At 70.5% G+C, this 16,651-nt stretch carries 13 protein-coding genes; all 13 read right to left on the bottom strand.

Annotated features, from left to right (window positions below; genetic code table 11):
* Positions 1 to 85: 85 nt before the first annotated feature.
* Positions 86 to 430 carry an RNA polymerase-binding protein RbpA gene (locus tag L3i22_RS09075; protein ID WP_221326520.1) on the bottom strand — a complete coding sequence of 115 codons (345 nt, stop codon included), beginning with the start codon at positions 428 to 430 and terminating at the stop codon, positions 86 to 88.
* 141 nt (positions 431 to 571) lie between these two features.
* The gene (gene secG / locus L3i22_RS09070) at positions 572 to 826 is read right to left on the bottom strand and encodes a preprotein translocase subunit SecG (RefSeq protein WP_221326519.1); all 255 of its coding nucleotides are present in this window, start codon (positions 824 to 826) and stop codon (positions 572 to 574) included.
* 93 nt (positions 827 to 919) lie between these two features.
* The gene (gene tpiA, locus L3i22_RS09065) at positions 920 to 1,711 is read right to left on the bottom strand and encodes a triose-phosphate isomerase (RefSeq protein ID WP_221326518.1); all 792 of its coding nucleotides are present in this window, start codon (positions 1,709 to 1,711) and stop codon (positions 920 to 922) included.
* Positions 1,711 to 2,913, bottom strand: a complete 1,203-nt coding sequence (pgk, locus tag L3i22_RS09060; RefSeq protein ID WP_221329870.1) for a phosphoglycerate kinase — start codon at positions 2,911 to 2,913, stop codon at positions 1,711 to 1,713. The genes tpiA and pgk overlap by 1 nt, the downstream gene beginning before the upstream one ends.
* Positions 2,910 to 3,911: a type I glyceraldehyde-3-phosphate dehydrogenase gene (gap, locus tag L3i22_RS09055; protein WP_221326517.1), complete on the bottom strand. Its 1,002-nt coding sequence runs from the start codon at positions 3,909 to 3,911 to the stop codon at positions 2,910 to 2,912. Before gap ends, pgk begins: the two co-directional genes overlap by 4 nt.
* A 395-nt stretch (positions 3,912 to 4,306) precedes the next feature.
* Positions 4,307 to 5,287: a DNA-binding protein WhiA gene (gene whiA, locus L3i22_RS09050; RefSeq protein ID WP_189335820.1), complete on the bottom strand. Its 981-nt coding sequence runs from the start codon at positions 5,285 to 5,287 to the stop codon at positions 4,307 to 4,309.
* A 58-nt stretch (positions 5,288 to 5,345) separates the two neighbouring features.
* Complete coding sequence (locus tag L3i22_RS09045) at positions 5,346 to 6,386, bottom strand: 2-phospho-L-lactate transferase CofD family protein (RefSeq protein ID WP_221326516.1); 1,041 nt, start codon at positions 6,384 to 6,386, stop codon at positions 5,346 to 5,348.
* The gene (gene rapZ, locus L3i22_RS09040; RefSeq protein WP_221329869.1) at positions 6,383 to 7,285 is read right to left on the bottom strand and encodes an RNase adapter RapZ; all 903 of its coding nucleotides are present in this window, start codon (positions 7,283 to 7,285) and stop codon (positions 6,383 to 6,385) included. The genes L3i22_RS09045 and rapZ overlap by 4 nt, the downstream gene beginning before the upstream one ends.
* Positions 7,286 to 7,430: 145 nt before the next feature.
* The gene (uvrC, locus tag L3i22_RS09035) at positions 7,431 to 9,467 is read right to left on the bottom strand and encodes an excinuclease ABC subunit UvrC (RefSeq protein ID WP_221326515.1); all 2,037 of its coding nucleotides are present in this window, start codon (positions 9,465 to 9,467) and stop codon (positions 7,431 to 7,433) included.
* Between the two features lie 101 nt (positions 9,468 to 9,568).
* The gene (locus L3i22_RS09030) at positions 9,569 to 10,126 is read right to left on the bottom strand and encodes a Rieske (2Fe-2S) protein (protein ID WP_221326514.1); all 558 of its coding nucleotides are present in this window, start codon (positions 10,124 to 10,126) and stop codon (positions 9,569 to 9,571) included.
* Between the two features lie 296 nt (positions 10,127 to 10,422).
* Complete coding sequence (gene uvrA, locus L3i22_RS09025) at positions 10,423 to 13,380, bottom strand: excinuclease ABC subunit UvrA (protein ID WP_221326513.1); 2,958 nt, start codon at positions 13,378 to 13,380, stop codon at positions 10,423 to 10,425.
* Positions 13,381 to 13,562: 182 nt separating this feature from the next.
* Entirely contained in the window at positions 13,563 to 15,341 is a 1,779-nt protein-coding gene (locus L3i22_RS09020) for a hypothetical protein (RefSeq protein WP_221326512.1), read from the bottom strand.
* Positions 15,342 to 15,466: 125 nt separating this feature from the next.
* On the bottom strand, positions 15,467 to 16,498 hold the full coding sequence (rsgA, locus tag L3i22_RS09015) for a ribosome small subunit-dependent GTPase A (RefSeq protein WP_221326511.1): 1,032 nt from the start codon (positions 16,496 to 16,498) through the stop codon (positions 15,467 to 15,469).
* Positions 16,499 to 16,651 lie beyond the last annotated feature (153 nt).

Below are 16,651 nucleotides of genomic sequence, written 5' to 3'. Positions count from 1 at the left end.
CGCCTCGACCCGGGTGGGTGTCGGCGGGCTCAAGGCCTCGGAAACAGCCCCGGCGGCCGGCCGGGACCGTGCTGAGCGACGGGTGTCAGGCCCGGCCGCGACGCTGGCGCAGCTTGGCCAGCGCCTCCGCGAGGATCGCCGCGCCGTCCTCCTCGGACCGCCGCTCCTTCACGTAGGCCAGGTGCGACTTGTACGGCTCGCTCCGCTGCCGCCCGGGCGGGCGTTCCTGGTCGAGCCCGGCGGGCTGCCCGCACCGCGGACAGTCCCAGGTGTCGGGGGCCGGCGCCTCGGCGGAGAACCAGATGCGGCTGTCATGGCCGGCCGCACAGAAGTAGTTCACCTGGCGGCGGGGGGCGGGCTCGGTGCGCTCGTCGGGTCGCATCGGGCTGGAGCCGACGCGACTACCGCGGATAGCGCTGCCACTGGACACGGACGTCACTCCTGTCACATGGGGAGGGCTCAACAAAGAGCGTGGATGCTCCGGCAGAGCAAAGAAAACCGGCGTTCGGAAACAAAAGCCGCGCGGCCGGTAAAACCGGCCGCGCGGCGATTCTACGACTCTACCCGCGGGTCAGGAAGCCACCGCGAGCTTCAGCCAGAAGCCGAGCCCGACGACGCAGGCGAACCAGATGACACCCACGAGAACCGTGTACCGGTCCAGGTTCTTCTCCGCGACCGAGGAACCGGCCAGGCTCGAGGTCACGCCACCGCCGAACATGCTGGACATGCCGCCACCCTTACCCCGGTGCAGCAGGATCAGCAGGGTCAGGATAACGCTGGTGATCATCAGCAACACGATCAACGTGTACGCGAACGCGATCGGCATGGTCGGGTTCATTCCTCTCGAAGGGCACAGCAGCGGTCCCACAATAGCGGGTGCCCGGCCGTTTACCACGGCCGGGCACGCACTAGACAACAATTAGCGAGCGACGTGCTCCGGGAACCGCACGATGGCCGCGAAGCCCTCGGCGTCCAGAGCCGCACCGCCGACCAGAGCGCCGTCGACATCCGGCTGCGCCATGATCTGTGCGATGTTGTTCGCCTTGACCGATCCACCGTACTGAATGCGGACCGCCTCGGCGACCTCGCTGCCGAACTTCTCGACCAGGCGGGCCCGGATCGCTCCGCAGACCTCCTGAGCGTCGTCCGGCGTCGCGGTCTTGCCGGTGCCGATCGCCCAGACCGGCTCGTACGCGATCACGATCTGCTTGATCTGGTCTTCCTTGAGCCCGTCCAGGCCGGCGTCGACCTGCGACGTGCAGTGCGCGACGTGGCCGGCCTCCTCCCGGACGGACAGGCCCTCGCCGACGCAGAAGATCGGGGTCAGGCCGGCCGCGAAGGCCGCCTTGATCTTCGCGTTGACCAGCTGGTCGCTCTCGTCGTGGTACTCGCGGCGCTCGGAGTGCCCGATCACCACGTAGGAGCAGCCCAGCTTGGCCAGCATCGAACCGGCGATCTCACCGGTGTACGCGCCGGACACGTGCTGCGAGACGTCCTGGGCGCCGTACGCGATCCCGAGCTTGTCGCCCTCGATCGCGGTCTGCACGGTACGCAGGTCGGTGAACGGCGGCAGGACGACGGTCTCGACCGCGTCCAGCTGGGCCGGGGTCAGGCTGGCGGCCAGCTTCTGGATGAGCAGATTCGCCTCGAAGTGGTTGAGGTTCATCTTCCAGTTACCGGCGATGATCGGCTTGCGGGTCACGTCACCCATCACTTCTCCAACGCGGCGACGCCCGGCAGCGTCTTGCCCTCGAGGTACTCCAGGGACGCGCCCCCACCGGTGGAGATGTGGCCGAACGCGGACTCGTCCAGGCCGAGCGTGCGGACCGCCGCCGCCGAGTCGCCGCCACCGACGACCGAGAAGCCGTCGATCTTGGTGATCGCCTCGGCGACGCCACGGGTGCCCGCGGCGAACGGGGCGAGCTCGAAGACGCCCATCGGGCCGTTCCAGAAGACGGTCTTCGCACCGGCGATCGCCGACGCGAACAGCTCCGTCGACTTCGGGCCGATGTCGAGACCGAGCCGGTCGGCGGGGATCGCCGCGGCGTCCACCACGTCGTGCTCGGCGTCCGCGGAGAACTCGGTCGCCGCGACCACGTCGACCGGCAGGACGATCCGGCCCGCGGCCTGCTCCAGCAGGTCCCTGCAGGTGTCGATCATCTCGGCCTCGAGGAGGGACTTGCCCACCTCGTGCCCCTGCGCCTTGAGGAACGTGAAGCACATCCCGCCACCGACGAGGAGCTTGTCCACCTTCGGCAGCAGCGCCTGGATCACGGCGAGCTTGTCGGAGACCTTCGAGCCGCCGAGCACCACGACGTACGGCTTCTCGGGGGTCTCGGAGACCTTGCGCAGGACCTCGACCTCCTTGACGACGAGGCCACCCGCGTAGTGCGGCAGGCGGGCCGCGACGTCGTACACCGACGCGTGCTTGCGGTGCACCGCACCGAAAGCGTCATCGACGTAGAAGTCAGCAAATTTCGCCAATTCATCGGCGAAAGCCCCACGAACCGCATCGTCCTTCGAGGTCTCACCCTCGTTGAACCGCAGGTTCTCCAGGAGCAGGACCTGGCCGTCCGCCAGCGCGGCGACCGCGGCGGTGGCGGAAGCCCCGACCGTGTCCTCCGCGAAAACGACCGGCGTTCCCAGCAGCTCGCCCAGTCGCGTGGCGACCGGCGCGAGCGTGAACTTGGGGTCCGGCGCGCCCTTGGGGCGGCCGAGGTGGGACGCCACGATGACCTTGGCGCCCGCGTCACGCAGGGCGATCAGCGTCGGCAGCACCGCGCGGGCGCGGCCGTCGTCACTGATCACACCCGGGTTTGCCTTGTCGAACGGGACGTTCAGGTCGGCGCGCACGAACACGCGCCGACCCGAGACACCCTCGCCGAGCAGGTCGTCGAGAGTCTTCAAGATCAGGCTCCGACGAGCTGAACCAGGTTGACGAGGCGGTTCGAGTAGCCCCACTCGTTGTCGTACCAGCCGACGACCTTGACCTGGTTGCCACCGATGACCTTGGTCAGGCCGGCGTCGAAGATGCAGGAGGCCGGGTCGGTGACGATGTCCGAGGACACGATCGGGTCCTCGGTGTAGACCAGGATGCCCTTGAGGGCGCCCTCGGCCGCGGCCTTGATCGCGCCGTTGACCTCGTCGACCGTGGTGTCCCGGGCGGCGGTGAAGGTCAGGTCGGTGGCCGAGCCGGTCGGGATCGGCACGCGCAGCGCGAAGCCGTCCAGCTTGCCCTTCAGCTCCGGCAGCACCAGGCTGACGGCCTTGGCGGCGCCGGTCGAGGTCGGCACGATGTTCAGCGCGGCGGCGCGGGCGCGGCGCAGGTCGCTGTGCGGGCCGTCCTGCAGGTTCTGGTCCTGGGTGTACGCGTGGATCGTGGTCATCAGACCCTTTTCGATCCCGATCGTGTCGTTCAGGACCTTCGCCATCGGGGCGAGGCAGTTCGTGGTGCAGGACGCGTTCGAGATGATGGTGTGCTTGGCGGCGTCGTACAGACCGTCGTTCACGCCCATCACGATCGTGATGTCCTCGTTCTTGGCCGGAGCCGAGATGATGACCTTCTTGGCGCCCTTGTCGATGTGCGCCTTCGCCTTGGTGGCGTCGGTGAAGAAGCCGGTCGACTCGATCACGACGTCGGCACCCAGGTCGCCCCAGGGCAGGTTGTTCGGGTCGCGCTCGGCGAACGCCTTGAAGGTCTTGCCCGCGACGGTGATCTCGTCGGCGGTGGCCTTCACCTCGTGCGGCAGGCGGCCCAGGATGCTGTCGTACTTCAGCAGGTGGGCAAGAGTGGCGTTGTCGGTCAGGTCGTTCACACCGACGATCTCGATGTCGGCTCCGGAGGCGAGAACCGCCCGGAAGAAGTTACGACCGATACGGCCGAAGCCGTTGATGCCAACCCGGATGGTCACAGGTGGTCTCCTCGTTTCGGTCCGCCGGATTATGCGACCGGCGGAGGATCTCGTGCCGGCCGCATGAAGGGCCTGCACAGGGGGCGTCCGGCCGCCGCGCCCGAAGGAGCGATGAACGCCGCAGCAGAGACACATTGGCGACGTCACAGCGGGGAATCGGCCGAACTGCCGGCACCGTCGCCGTCACCAGTGACCCTAGCCGAGCCTCCCCGCCCCGGGCGCAGCGGGGCGCGACCTGAACGTTATCTAAATCCGCCCGGGAGATCCCGGGCCGGAAGTCCCGGAAAGACCCGCGCGAGGTTTCCGGGCCACAAGATCCAAAGGCATTGATGGTACGGCCGGACGACCGGCTCAGGGCCGCCCGCACGTGACCGAGATCACCCCGTCCGGGTGACCTAACAGGCCATCATCTCGGGGGTCACGGCCGCCTCGGTGTCCGGGATGCCGAGGTCCCGGGCCCGCTTGTCGGCGAGCGCCAGCAGCCGCCGGATCCGCCCGGCGATGGCGTCCTTGGTCAGCGGCGGGTCGGCCAGCGCGCCCAGCTCCTCCAGCGACGCCTGCCGGTGTTCCAGCCGTAGCTGCCCGGCCGAGGTCAGGTGGTTCGGCGCGTCCTCGGAGAGGATCTCCAGCGCCCGGGTGACCCGGGCCGCCGCGGCCACCGCCGCGCGGGCCGAGCGGCGCAGGTTCGCGTCGTCGAAGTTGGCCAGCCGGTTCGCGGTGGCCCGCACCTCCCGGCGGACCCGCCGCTCCTCCCAGGCCAGCACGCTGGAGTGCGCACCGATCCGGGTGAGCAGCGCGGCGATCGCGTCCCCGTCCTTGATCACCACCCGGTCCACCCCGCGGACCTCGCGTTCCTTGGCGGTGATGCCGATCCGCCGGGCGGCGCCGCGCAGCGCGAGCGCCGCCTCCGGCCCCGGGCAGGTGATCTCCAGAGCGCTGGAGCGCCCCGGTTCGGTGAGGGAACCGTGTGCCATGAACGCGCCCCGCCACGCGGCCACCGCGCAGCAGACGTTCGCCGACACGACGTGCGGCGGGAGCCCGCGAACGGGCCGCCCACGCACGTCGAGCAGGCCGGTCTGCCGGGCCAGCGCCTCGCCGTCCTTGACGATCCGGACGATGTAGTGGCTGCCCTTGCGCAGGCCGCCGGAGGCCAGCACGTGGACCTCGCTGGGGTAGCCGTAGACATCGGCGATCTCCCGGCGGAGCCGGCGCGCCACCGCGCCGGTGTCCAGTTCGGCCTCGACGACCACCCGGCCGGAAACGATGTGCAACCCACCGGCGAACCGGAGCAGGGACGCCATCTCCGCCCGCCGGCAACAGGGCTTGGGCACGTCGACCCGGCTCAGCTCGTCTTTGACCGCTGCCGTCATCGCCATCGTGTTGTCACCTCATGCGCCGGATCATGGACAATGTGTGCCGCACCTACGCCAGTAGTTAACGAGCGGAGCCCAATACTGGCACCAGTGCAACACCCAGTGCCTCAGGATCATGCCGTGGGCTCCCGTCCGCAACGGCCACGGGTGCCAATACCAGATCGGCGCCCATCTGGTGCGCGGCGACACGTACCGGTTCCGGCTCGGGCGTCCATTTCACGTCGGCCAGCACCGTGTCCACCCGCAGGTCGGGCAGGTAGCGGTGCAGGGTGCCGAGGTGCTCGGCGGCGGAGAGACCCTGCGTCTCCTTGTCCGCGCCCAGGTTCAGGGTGATCAGCCGGCGCGCCGGGCTGCTCACGATCGCCCGGGCCAGCCCCGGCACCAGCAGGTGCGGCAGCACGCTGGTGTACCAGCTGCCCGGCCCGAAGATCAGCCAGTCCGCCCCACGGACCGCCTCGACCGCCTGCGGACAGGCCGGCGGGTCGGCCGGCTCCAGCCGGACCGCCTCCACCCGGCCGCCGGCCACCGCCACCGAGTGCTGGCCGCGGACCGTGACCACCTCGCCCGGGCGGTCCGGGTCGCCGACCGACACGTCCGCCTCGATGCCGACCGCGTGCAGCGCCATCGGCAGCACCCGGCCCCGCGCGCCGACCATCGCGGCCGCGTGGTCCAGCGCCCGCACCGGGTCGCCGAGCATCTCCATCAGCCCGAGCAGCAGCAGGTTGCCGACCGTGTGCCCGGCCAGGCTGTCCTTGCTGCGGTCGGCGCGGCGCTCCAGCCGGGGGCCGCGGACCACCGGGGGCAACGGGCTCACCCCCGGCTCGTGCATGGCCACGAACCGGTGCTGCATCACCCGGGCGGTCAGCTGGGTGGTCGGGTCCTGATCGGCCAGGGCGGCGAGCGCCTGGCGCAGGTCACCCGGGGGCAGCAGCGCGTCCCGTTCGACCCGCAGGCGGCCGCTGGAGCCGCCGTCGTCACCGACCGTGACGATCGCCGTGATGTCCAGCTCCACCTCGGCCGCGGTGTGCCGCAGCGCCCGCAGCGAGGCGCCCAGGCCGTGCCCACCGCCGAACGCCACCACCCGGACCGGCCGGGCCGTCACTCGCGCCCCAGGTCGCGGTGCGAGGCGTGTGCCGAAAGGCGCATTGCGCTGAGCCGCGAAGTCAACTCCTCGGTTATCGCCACGCTCCGGTGTTTACCACCGGTGCACCCGATCGCCACGGTCAGATAGCGCTTGCCCTCGCGCTCGAAGCCGGGCGCGGTGGCCGCGATCAGCCCGGCGTAGGTGGCCACGAAATCGGTCGCGCCCTCCTGGCCGAGCACGTAGCTGCTCACGCCCTCCTCCAGGCCGGTGTGCTCGCGCAGCTCCGGCACCCAGAACGGGTTCGGCAGGAACCGGGCGTCGAGCACGTAGTCGGCGTCCGGCGGCAGGCCGTACTTGAAGCCGAAGGACAGCACGGTGATCCGCAGCTTGCGCGCGTCCTCCCCGCCGAACAGCTCCTCCACCCGGCGGCGCAGCTGGTTCACGTTGAGGTGGCTGGTGTCGATGATCACGTCGGCCTGCTCGCGGGCCTCCTCGAGCAGCTTGCGCTCGGCGGCGATCCCGTCCGCCAGCCGGCCGTCACCCTGCAGCGGGTGTGAGCGGCGCACCGACTCGAAGCGCCGGATCAGCACCTCGTCGTCGGCGTCCACGAAGACCACGCGCGGCGAGAAGCCGCGCTCCTTGAGGGCGCGCACCGCGCCGGCCAGATCGGTGGAGAACGCGCGGCTGCGCACGTCCAGCACCATCGCGGTACGCCGGGCCGCGCCGCCGGCCGCGAAGGCCAGCTCGGCCATCTCCAGCATCAGCGCCTGTGGCAGGTTGTCGACAACGTAGAAACCGACGTTCTCCAGGGCCCGGGCCACCGTGCTGCGGCCACCGCCGGACAGCCCGGTGACGACCACCAGGTCGGTGCCGGCCTCGTCCGGGTCGACCACGTCGCCGGGTCCGAACTCGGGCATCGCTTCGGTCACGCACGCCTCCCGCGTCGCTTCGTCCGCACCACGCGGACGGACACAACATGGTAGGCCGATGGGTACCGGTCCGGCCGCCGGACAGGTTGTCCGGTGTCCGCCCTGGGTACCGCCATCGACCCGATGTCATCCATTACGGAGCCGCCGGCGGCTCGGATGTGTTCCGCGCCTCCCCCGATGGGGGCGTCGTCGTGGGATTCAGCGCGGCCAGCACCGCCTCGGCGGTCCGCCGGCCGATCCCCGGCACCTCGATGATCTCCTCCGGAGTGGCGGCGGAGAGCCGCTTCACCGATCCGAAGTGCCGCATCAGCGCCTTGCGCCGGGTCTCGCCCAGGCCGGCCACGGTGTCCAGCGCCGACTCGGTCATCCGCTTGGAGCGCCGCTCCCGGTGGAACGTGATGGCGAACCGGTGCGCCTCGTCCCGCACGCGTTGCAGCAGGTAGAGGGCCTCCGAGGTGCGCGGCAGGATGACCGGGAAGTCGTCGCCGGGCAGCCACACCTCCTCCAGCCGCTTGGCCAGCCCGCACAGCGCCACGTCGGTGACGCCCATCTCGGCGAGGACCGTGGCGACCGCGTTCACCTGCGGCTCGCCGCCGTCCACGACGATCAGCTGAGGCGGGTACGCGAAGCGTCGCGGCTTGCCGGTCAGCGGGTCGATCCCGGGCAGCTCGGCGGTCTCGACCTCGTCGGTCGCCGTCCCGGTCGCCGTCCCGGTCTCGTCAGCGGCCGGCTCCGGCAGGTCCCGCGGGGCGTCCGCGCCGACCTGCGCCTTGTACCGCGCGAAGCGGCGCCGCATCACCTCGCTCATCGCGGCGAGGTCGTCCAGCCCGGTGCCGTCCGCGTTGCCCCGTACGGCGAAACGACGGTACTCCGCCTTGCGGGCCAGGCCGTCCTCGAACACCACCATCGAGGCGACCACGTCGGTGCCCTGGATGTGCGAGACGTCGTAACACTCGATGCGCAACGGCGCCGACTCCAGCCCGAGCGCCTCGGCGATCTCCTCCAGGGCCTTGTTCCGGATGGTCAGATCACCGGCCCGGCTCAGCTTGTGCCGTTGCAGCGACTGGAGGGCGTTGCGAGCCACCGTCTCCATCAGGGATTTCTTGTCGCCGCGCTGCGGGACCCGCAGGCTGACCCGGCTGCCGCGCCGCTCGGAGAGCCAGTCGGCGAGCGCGTCGGCGTCGTCCGGCAGGGCCGGGACCAGCAGCTCGCGGGGCACGTCGGCCTCGCCCTGGGCCTCGCCGTAGGTCTGCGTGCAGAAGTGGTGGACCAGGTCGCCGGTGGACAGCTCCTCCACCTTCTCCACCACCCAGCCGCGCTGGCCGCGGACCCGGCCGTCGCGCACGTTGAAGACCTGGACGGCGGCCTCGAGCGGGTCCTCGGCGAAGGCGACCACGTCGGCGTCGGTGCCGTCACCGAGCACGACGGTCTGCTTCTCCATCGCCCGGCGCAGCGCCGCGATGTCGTCGCGCAGCCGGGCCGCGCGCTCGAACTCCAGCTCCTCGGAGGCCCGCAGCATGTCGCGCTCCAGGCGGCGCACGAACGCGTCGGTCTTGCCGGCCATGAAGTCACAGAAGTCGTCGACGATGGCCCGGTGCTCGGCCGCGCTGACCTGGCCGGTGCACGGCGCCGAGCACTTGCCGATGTAACCCAGCAGGCAGGGGCGGCCGATCTGGCCGGACCGCTTGAAGACGCCGGTCGAGCAGGTACGCGCCGGGAAGACCCGCAGCAGCAGGTCGAGCGTCTCGCGGATGGCCCAGGCGTGCGAGTACGGCCCGAAGTAGCGCACGCCCTTGCGCTTGGCGCCGCGCATCACCTGCAGGCGGGGGAACTCCTCGTTCAGGGTGACGGCGAGGAACGGGTACGACTTGTCGTCGCGGTACTTCACGTTGAAGCGGGGGTCGAACTCCTTGATCCAGGAGAACTCCAGCTGGAGCGCCTCGACCTCGGTGCCGACCGTCACCCAGTCGACCGAGCCGGCCGTGGTGACCATCTGCTGGGTGCGCGGGTGCAGCGACCAGGTGTCGGCGAAGTAGGAATTCAGCCGGCTGCGCAGGCTCTTCGCCTTGCCGACATAGATCACCCGGCCGGCCGGATCGCGGAAACGGTAGACGCCCGGAGCGTCGGGAATGGTACCGGGCGCCGGACGATAAGTGGACGGGTCTGGCACAACCACAACAGTAGTGCGTGGGACTGACAGAATTGCCCGACCGGAGGTCCGGTGCCGCCGCCACGGCGCCGGACCTCCGGCCCGCGTTCAGTGGCCGGCGATCACGCCGCGACGATCTTGTCGCCGTCCACCTTGACCTTCGTCTCGGCGAGCGGCTTGGGCGCCGGACCGCCCTTCACCGAACCGTCCTCGATCGAGAACTTCGCGCCGTGGCACGGGCAGTTGATCGTGCCGTCCTTCACCTCGTTGACCTCGCAGCCCTGGTGGGTGCAGACCTTGGTGAACGCCTTGAACGTGCCCTGCTTGGGCTGGGTGATGACCAGGTCACCGGCGATGATGCCGCCGCCCGCGGGCACGTCCGCGACCAGCGCCAGGGAGGCGCCCGCCGCCGCGCCGCCGCCGGTCTTCCCGCCGGTGGTGCCGCCGCCGGTGGTGCCACCGGCCGCCGCGCCCTTGCTGCCGGCCGGGGCCGGGTCGGCGGCGTAGTCGGAGCCGTTCGGGTTGCTGGTGGTGGAGGCGGCGGTGCCACAGGCGGTCAGGACCGCCGCGGCGCCGAGGCCACCGGCGCCCAGCAGGACGCAGCGACGGGTGGAGCGGCTGCCCGTTTCCGTCTGCTCGCACCGGGTGTCGACGTCGGCCCTCGTCTGCACGTCAGTCATGTAACGCCCTCCAAGTACATGGTCCGCGTCCGATGTCACGCGGAGTCGCCCCTGAGTACGCGGCTGCCACCGCGATCGGTTCATGCGTGCGACGAAATCGACCCCCGCTTCTCGCGACGGGTTTCTCCGCATTCGTACGCATACGCCGCCACGGATGTCCCGTCGGCGGCGCCCGGTCGACCCTAGGGGACCTGGTAGCGCCCGTTGCTATGAGTCATCTAAGAGTTCTCTAAAACCGCCGCGGCGGCTGTGGCCGGAGCCACAGCCGCCGCGGAACGACGTACAAAAGTAGGTTTTCAGACCGTCGCCTTTGCCCGCGACCGGGTGGCCCTCGGCTTCGTGGCGGCCGGCTTCTCCCCGTTGGCCTTCGCCGCGCGCGCGACCGCCGCCGGCGAGCCCTTGCCGTCGCCGGTCAGGCCGAGCATGTGCCGCAGGAACTGCCCGGTGTGGCTCTCCCGCACCTCGGCGAGCTCCTCCGGGGTGCCGGTGGCGAGCACCAGACCGCCCTTGTGACCGCCCTCCGGGCCCATGTCGATCAGGTGGTCGGCGGTCTTGATCACGTCCAGGTTGTGCTCGATCGTGATCACCGTGTTGCCCTTGTCGACCAGGCCGTTGAGCACGATCAGCAGCTTGCGGATGTCCTCGAAGTGCAGGCCGGTGGTCGGCTCGTCGAGCACGTAGACGGTCCGGCCGGTGGACCGCTTCTGCAGCTCGGAGGCGAGCTTGACGCGCTGCGCCTCGCCGCCGGAGAGGGTGGTCGCGGGCTGGCCGAGACGCACATATCCCAGACCGACCTCGACCAGGGTCTTCAGGTGCCGGTGGATGGCCGGCAGCGCCTCGAAGAAGGTCGCCGCCTCCTCGATCGGCATGTTCAGGATCTCGGAGATGGTCTTGCCCTTGTAGTGCACCTCGAGCGTCTCCCGGTTGTACCGCGCGCCCTTGCAGACCTCGCAGGGGACGTAGACGTCCGGCAGGAAGTTCATCTCGATCTTGATGGTGCCGTCGCCGGAGCAGTTCTCGCACCGGCCGCCCTTGACGTTGAACGAGAACCGGCCCGGGCCGTAGCCCCGCACCTTGGCCTCGGCGGTCTCCGCGAACAGCTTGCGGACGTGGTCGAAGACGCCGGTGTAGGTGGCCGGGTTCGACCGCGGGGTGCGACCGATCGGCGACTGGTCCACCCCGACGACCTTGTCCACGTGCTCCAGGCCGGTGACCTTGACGTGCCGGCCGGGCACCTGCCGGGCGCCGTTGATCTGGTTCGCCATCACGGTGTGCAGGATGTCGTTGACCAGCGTCGACTTGCCCGAGCCGCTGACCCCGGTGACCGCGATGAACTGGCCCAGCGGGAACGGGACGGTCAGGTTCCGCAGGTTGTGCTCGCGGGCGCCGTGCACGACCACCTCGCGCCCGTCGGTCGCCGGCCGCCGGGTCGCCGGCAGCGGGATCGACTTCCGGCCGGAGAGGTACGCCCCGGTCGGCGACTGCTCGTTGGCCAGCAGCCCCTCGACGGTGCCGCTGTGCACGATGTGGCCGCCGTGCTCACCCGCGCCGGGGCCGATGTCGACGATCCAGTCCGCGGTGCGGATGGTGTCCTCGTCGTGCTCCACCACGATCAGCGTGTTGCCCAGGTCGCGCAGCCGCTTCAGGGTCTCGATCAGCCGGTGGTTGTCCCGCTGGTGCAGGCCGATGGACGGCTCGTCCAGCACGTAGAGCACGCCGGCCAGGCCGGAGCCGATCTGGGTTGCCAGCCGGATGCGCTGGGCCTCACCACCGGACAGGGTGCCGGCGCCGCGGTCCAGCGACAGGTAGTCCAGGCCGACGTCGACCAGGAAGCGCAGCCGGGCGTTGATCTCCTTGAGCACCCGCTCGGCGATCAGCTTCTGCCGCTCGTCCAGCTCGATCGAGGAGAGCAGCTCGGCGCAGTCACCGACGGACAGGTTGCAGATCTCGGCGATGCTCTTGCCGGCCAGCGTCACCGCGAGCACCTCGGGCTTGAGCCGGGCGCCGCCGCAGACCGAGCAGGGGACGTCGCGCATGTACCCCTCGTACTTGTCGCGCGACCAGTCGCTCTCGGTGTCGTTGTGGCGCCGCTCGATCCACTGCACCACGCCCTCGAAGCCGGTGTAGTAGGAGCGCTCGCGCCCGTACTTGTTCCGGTAGCGCACGTGGACCTGGTCCTCGGAGCCGTGCAGGATCGTCTTCTGCGCCCGGCTCGGCAGCGCCCGCCACGGCGTGTCCAGCTTGAAGCCCTCGGCCTGGGCCAGCGCCTCCAGCAGCCGGGTGAAGTACTCCTGGGTGGTGCCGCCGGCCCACGGCTGGATCGCGCCCTCGGCGAGGCTCTTCTCCTCGTCCGGGATGATCAGCTCCGGGTCGACCTCCTTCTTCGTCCCGAGGCCGGTGCACTCGGGGCAGGCGCCGTACGGCGCGTTGAAGGAGAAGACCCGGGGCTCCAGGTCCTCGATCGCCAGCGGGTGGTCGTTCGGACAGGCCAGGTGCTCGGAGAAGCGGCGCTCGCGCTCCGGATCGTCCTCCGGCAGGTCGACGAAGTCGAGCAGCAGCACGCCGTTGGCCAGGCCGAGCGCGGACTCCACCGAGTCGGTCAGCCGCTGCTTGCTGCCGGCCTTCACGCTGAGCCGGTCGACCACCACCTCGATGGTGTGCTTCTCCTGCTTCTTCAGCTTGGGCGGCTCGGTGAGCGCGTGCACCACGCCGTTGACCCGGGCCCGGGCGTAGCCCTTGGACTGCAGCTCGGCGAAGAGGTCCACATATTCGCCCTTGCGGCCGCGGACGACCGGGGCGAGGACCATGAACTTGGTGCCCTCGGGCATCGCCAGGACCCGGTCGACGATCTGCTGCGGGGTCTGCTTGCTGATCCGCTCGCCGCAGACCGGGCAGTGCGGGATGCCGGTCCGCGCGAACAGGAGCCGCAGGTAGTCGTAGACCTCGGTGATCGTGCCCACGGTCGAGCGCGGGTTGCGGGAGGTCGACTTCTGGTCGATCGAGACGGCCGGGGAGAGGCCCTCGATGAAGTCGACGTCCGGCTTGTCCATCTGGCCGAGGAACTGTCGCGCGTACGACGACAGGGACTCGACGTATCGCCGCTGGCCCTCGGCGAAGATCGTGTCGAACGCGAGGCTGGACTTGCCCGAACCGGACAGGCCGGTGAAGACGATCATGGCGTCGCGGGGCAGGTCGAGGTTGACGTCGCGCAGGTTGTGCTCGCGGGCGCCACGAATAGTCAGTCGGTCGGCCACTACTAGCCTCTCCGTACAGGTGTATGAAAGTCGGTCAGCACTCTAGTCCGTACAGGTGTGCCAAAGACGACTCGCCACTCTAGCTTCGGGGTACGACAATTTCCCCCGGCCCAGGTACAGCGCCGTCCACATGGCGGGCATTCCCGCAGAACGGACCTTGGAACGTCACTCCCCCGGGGGAGTTACCGCACGACCCAGATCTCGGCGCCGCCGACCTGCTCGGGCCGGCCCAGCACGTCGACCAGGGTGGCCCGCAGCGCCGCCGCGTTCTTCGCCTGCGGCACCAGCACCACCACCGCCGCCCGCCAGCGCGTCAGGTCCGCGGTGATCCGCTCCCGATCGCCGGCGGTCAGGTACGGCCGCATCCCGGTCAACTGGACCCGGACCAGCAGGTCGTTGGTGAACGTGGCCGGCGCCCGCCACGACCCGGTGTCGTCCGACGGCGGGTTCACCGGGCCCATGAAGTAGCCACCCGGCGTCGCGTAGTCCAGGTTCTCCAGGGTCGCCCAGCGCTGGCCGGTCCGCCCGTAGGTCACCTCGGGCAGCGGGACCGACACCAGGGTCCGGCCCTCGGGCACGTACCGCTTCCACATCCCGGCGCTGATGAAGGCCGGCACCGGGTCCCCCTGGACCACCGGCAGCGGCTTCGGGATCAGCGGGACCAGCGCCAGCGCCATCCCGATCCAGAACCGGCGGCGCCGCTCCGGCGGGTACTCCCCGATCCGGTCGGCGGCCAGCGCCAGCAGCACGCCGATGATCGTGGCCGGCACCATCGCGAACCGGCTGACGCTCACCAGGTCGATCACCGGCACGTGGCTGACCAGCGCGAACGGCAGCGGGATGGACGTCCGGAAGCCGGCCACCTGCAGGGCCGGGCCCATCGAGCAGATCAGCAGCACGAACCCGGCGATCGCCGCGGCCCGGGCGGCCGCCGAGTGCCACAGCATCCGGATCGCCACCACGATCATCACCACGCCGAACGGACCCCAGAACGTGTTGTCCTCGGTCGGGCTCAGGCTCAGCCGCTTGGCCACCGGGCCGATCCCGGCCAGCGCCTGCCGCGGGAAGGCCGGCAGCGACAGCAGATCGGTGACGATCGTGTCCGGCTCGAACGGCTGCCCGTGGTAGTGCCCGGTGCCGAAGAACTGGATCCACAGCGGGTAGGCGGCGACCGCGAGCGCCAGCCCCCCGGCGACGGCGAGACCGGCCACGAACCGCCCGGCCGCCGCGCGCACCTCCCGGGGCCGCAGGAACGCGTAGGCCACCACGAACACCAGCAGGGTGATCGCGATGAAGAGCAGCGTCTCCTCGTTGATGAAGATCTGCAGCAGGATCAGCGCGCCCAGGATCAGGCCGCCGCGGACCACCCGGCCCGGCTCGCGCAGCCGCAGCACCTGCCACACGATGAACGGCACCAGGTACTGGTTGACGAAGTTCACATGGCCGTTGGCGTGCGAGATCATCGCCGGCGCGAACCCGCACCAGGCCGCCCCGAGCACCGCCGCCCAACGGCTGCGGACCAGGTGCCGGGCGAGCAGCCAGTACCACGCCGCGGCGGTGCCGAACAGGCCGAAGGTGATCAGGAACACCACCGAGACGCCGCCGCCGAGGAAGTGCGTGACCGGGGCCATCGGCAGGCTGAGCAGCAGGATCGCGGTGTTCGCCATCATGTTGACGCCGACCGGCGCGTTCAGGTGACTCTCGAAGAACAGCGGCGCGCCGTCGAAGACCACGCGCTCCCCGTGCGCCAGCATGAACAGGAAGATGCCGTGGTCGTCCCGGTTGCCGGCCAGCACCCGCCCGTTCGGGTCGATCCACAGCTGGATCATCACCAGCGCGGCCAGAGCCAGGAAGCTCAGCAGCACCCAGAGATCGAACCGCCGCCAGCCCGTGAACCCGTTCCGGCTCTCGGTGACGACCGTCTCGTCCCGCTCCTGCACGATTTCTTCCGCCGCATGCACCGGCCGGATTCTGCCAGAGCCCGTCGACAATCACCCAAAACCAAAGGCCTTGCCGACCCTTGCCCGGGTACGACGTGACAGGGCTCACGCCGTACCCAAGAAGCGGTCTTGTGTTCTTGAACGTCTCAATGCTGACGGCGGCGCGGCGCCGTCGCCAGGCGCACCGAACGCCGCCGGCTCTCCACGGCGACCTCCCGGTGCAGCTTGCGCCAGCTCGCCAGCCGCCGCGGCGGCAGCGACCCGTCGGCGAGCGCGGCCTGCACCGCGCACCCCGGCTCGGCATCGTGCCGGCAGTCGTCGAACCGGCACTGCCCGGCGATCTCGAGCACGTCGGCGAACGCCCGGTCCAGCCCGGAACCGGTGTCCAACAGACCGACACCCCGGATGCCCGGGGTGTCGATCACGCTCCCTCCGCCGGGAACGGTGACCAGATTCCGGTACGCCGTGGTGTGCCGGCCCTTGCCGTCCGCGTCCCGGATCGCCTGCACCGGCATCACGGTCGTCCCGGCCAGCGCGTTGGCCAGCGTCGACTTGCCGGCGCCGGATCTGCCGAGCAGCGCCAGCGTGCGGCCCGGCGTGACCAGCTCGCGGAGCCGGTCCAGGCCGGTGCCGCGTTGCACGCTGACCGGGAACACCGGCACGCCCGGCGCCAGCTCGGCCAACTGCCGGGCCACCGCCTCGGGCGCCCGGGTGGTGTCGCTCTTGGTGAGCACCACCACCGGGTCGGCGCCGGACTCCCAGGCCAGGGCGAGCAGGCGTTCGACGCGGGCGTCGCTCGGCTCCGGGAAGATCGGCTCGACCACCGCGACGGTGTCCATGTTCGCCGCCAGCACCTGACCGGAGGAGTCCTTGTCGGCGGTGCGGCGGATCAGCGTGGTGCGCCGCGGCAGCACCAGCTCCAGGGTTACCCGGCGGTCCGGCCAGTTGCGCAGCACCACCCAGTCGCCGGCGCACGGCAGCCGGGACGGATCGCGGGCGGCTTCGAGCAGCGCGCCGCCGCCCAGGCCGGCGCGGGTCACGCCATTCGCGGTGAGGACGGTGCTGACGCCGCGGTCGGCGCGCAGCACCCGCCCGGGGACGGTGTCGGAACGGTCATAGCGACGGAACGAGGATGCGAAGGTCTCGTCCCAGCCGAGCTGGGACAGATCGAACGACATTTTGAACCCTTTACGGTCGAGAAGAGGGGGCGGAGGCCCCCGGGTGAAGGAACGCGACGACGACAAGCACGTGCTTCACCTCCTCCGCGGGTTCGCTTCCAACGGCGTGTCCTGAGATCCGACGGTACGGTCCGGCCCAGCGCGGCGAAAGTG

This window comes from Actinoplanes sp. L3-i22, assembly GCF_019704555.1.
In the GTDB taxonomy this organism is placed as follows: Bacteria; Actinomycetota; Actinomycetes; order Mycobacteriales; family Micromonosporaceae; genus Actinoplanes.
Note: the sequence above shows the minus strand (reverse complement) of the source record. Positions and strands in the feature narration are given on the sequence as shown.

Coding starts and splice junctions, on each gene's coding strand:
- secG (WP_221326519.1), bottom strand. CDS start 826: ATGCCGATCGCGTTCGCGTACACGTTGATCGTGTTGCTGATGATCACC.
- tpiA (WP_221326518.1), bottom strand. CDS start 1,711: ATGGGTGACGTGACCCGCAAGCCGATCATCGCCGGTAACTGGAAGATG.
- whiA (WP_189335820.1), bottom strand. CDS start 5,287: ATGGCGATGACGGCAGCGGTCAAAGACGAGCTGAGCCGGGTCGACGTG.
- rapZ (WP_221329869.1), bottom strand. CDS start 7,285: ATGCCCGAGTTCGGACCCGGCGACGTGGTCGACCCGGACGAGGCCGGC.
- L3i22_RS09030 (WP_221326514.1), bottom strand. CDS start 10,126: ATGACTGACGTGCAGACGAGGGCCGACGTCGACACCCGGTGCGAGCAG.
- rsgA (WP_221326511.1), bottom strand. CDS start 16,498: ATGTCGTTCGATCTGTCCCAGCTCGGCTGGGACGAGACCTTCGCATCC.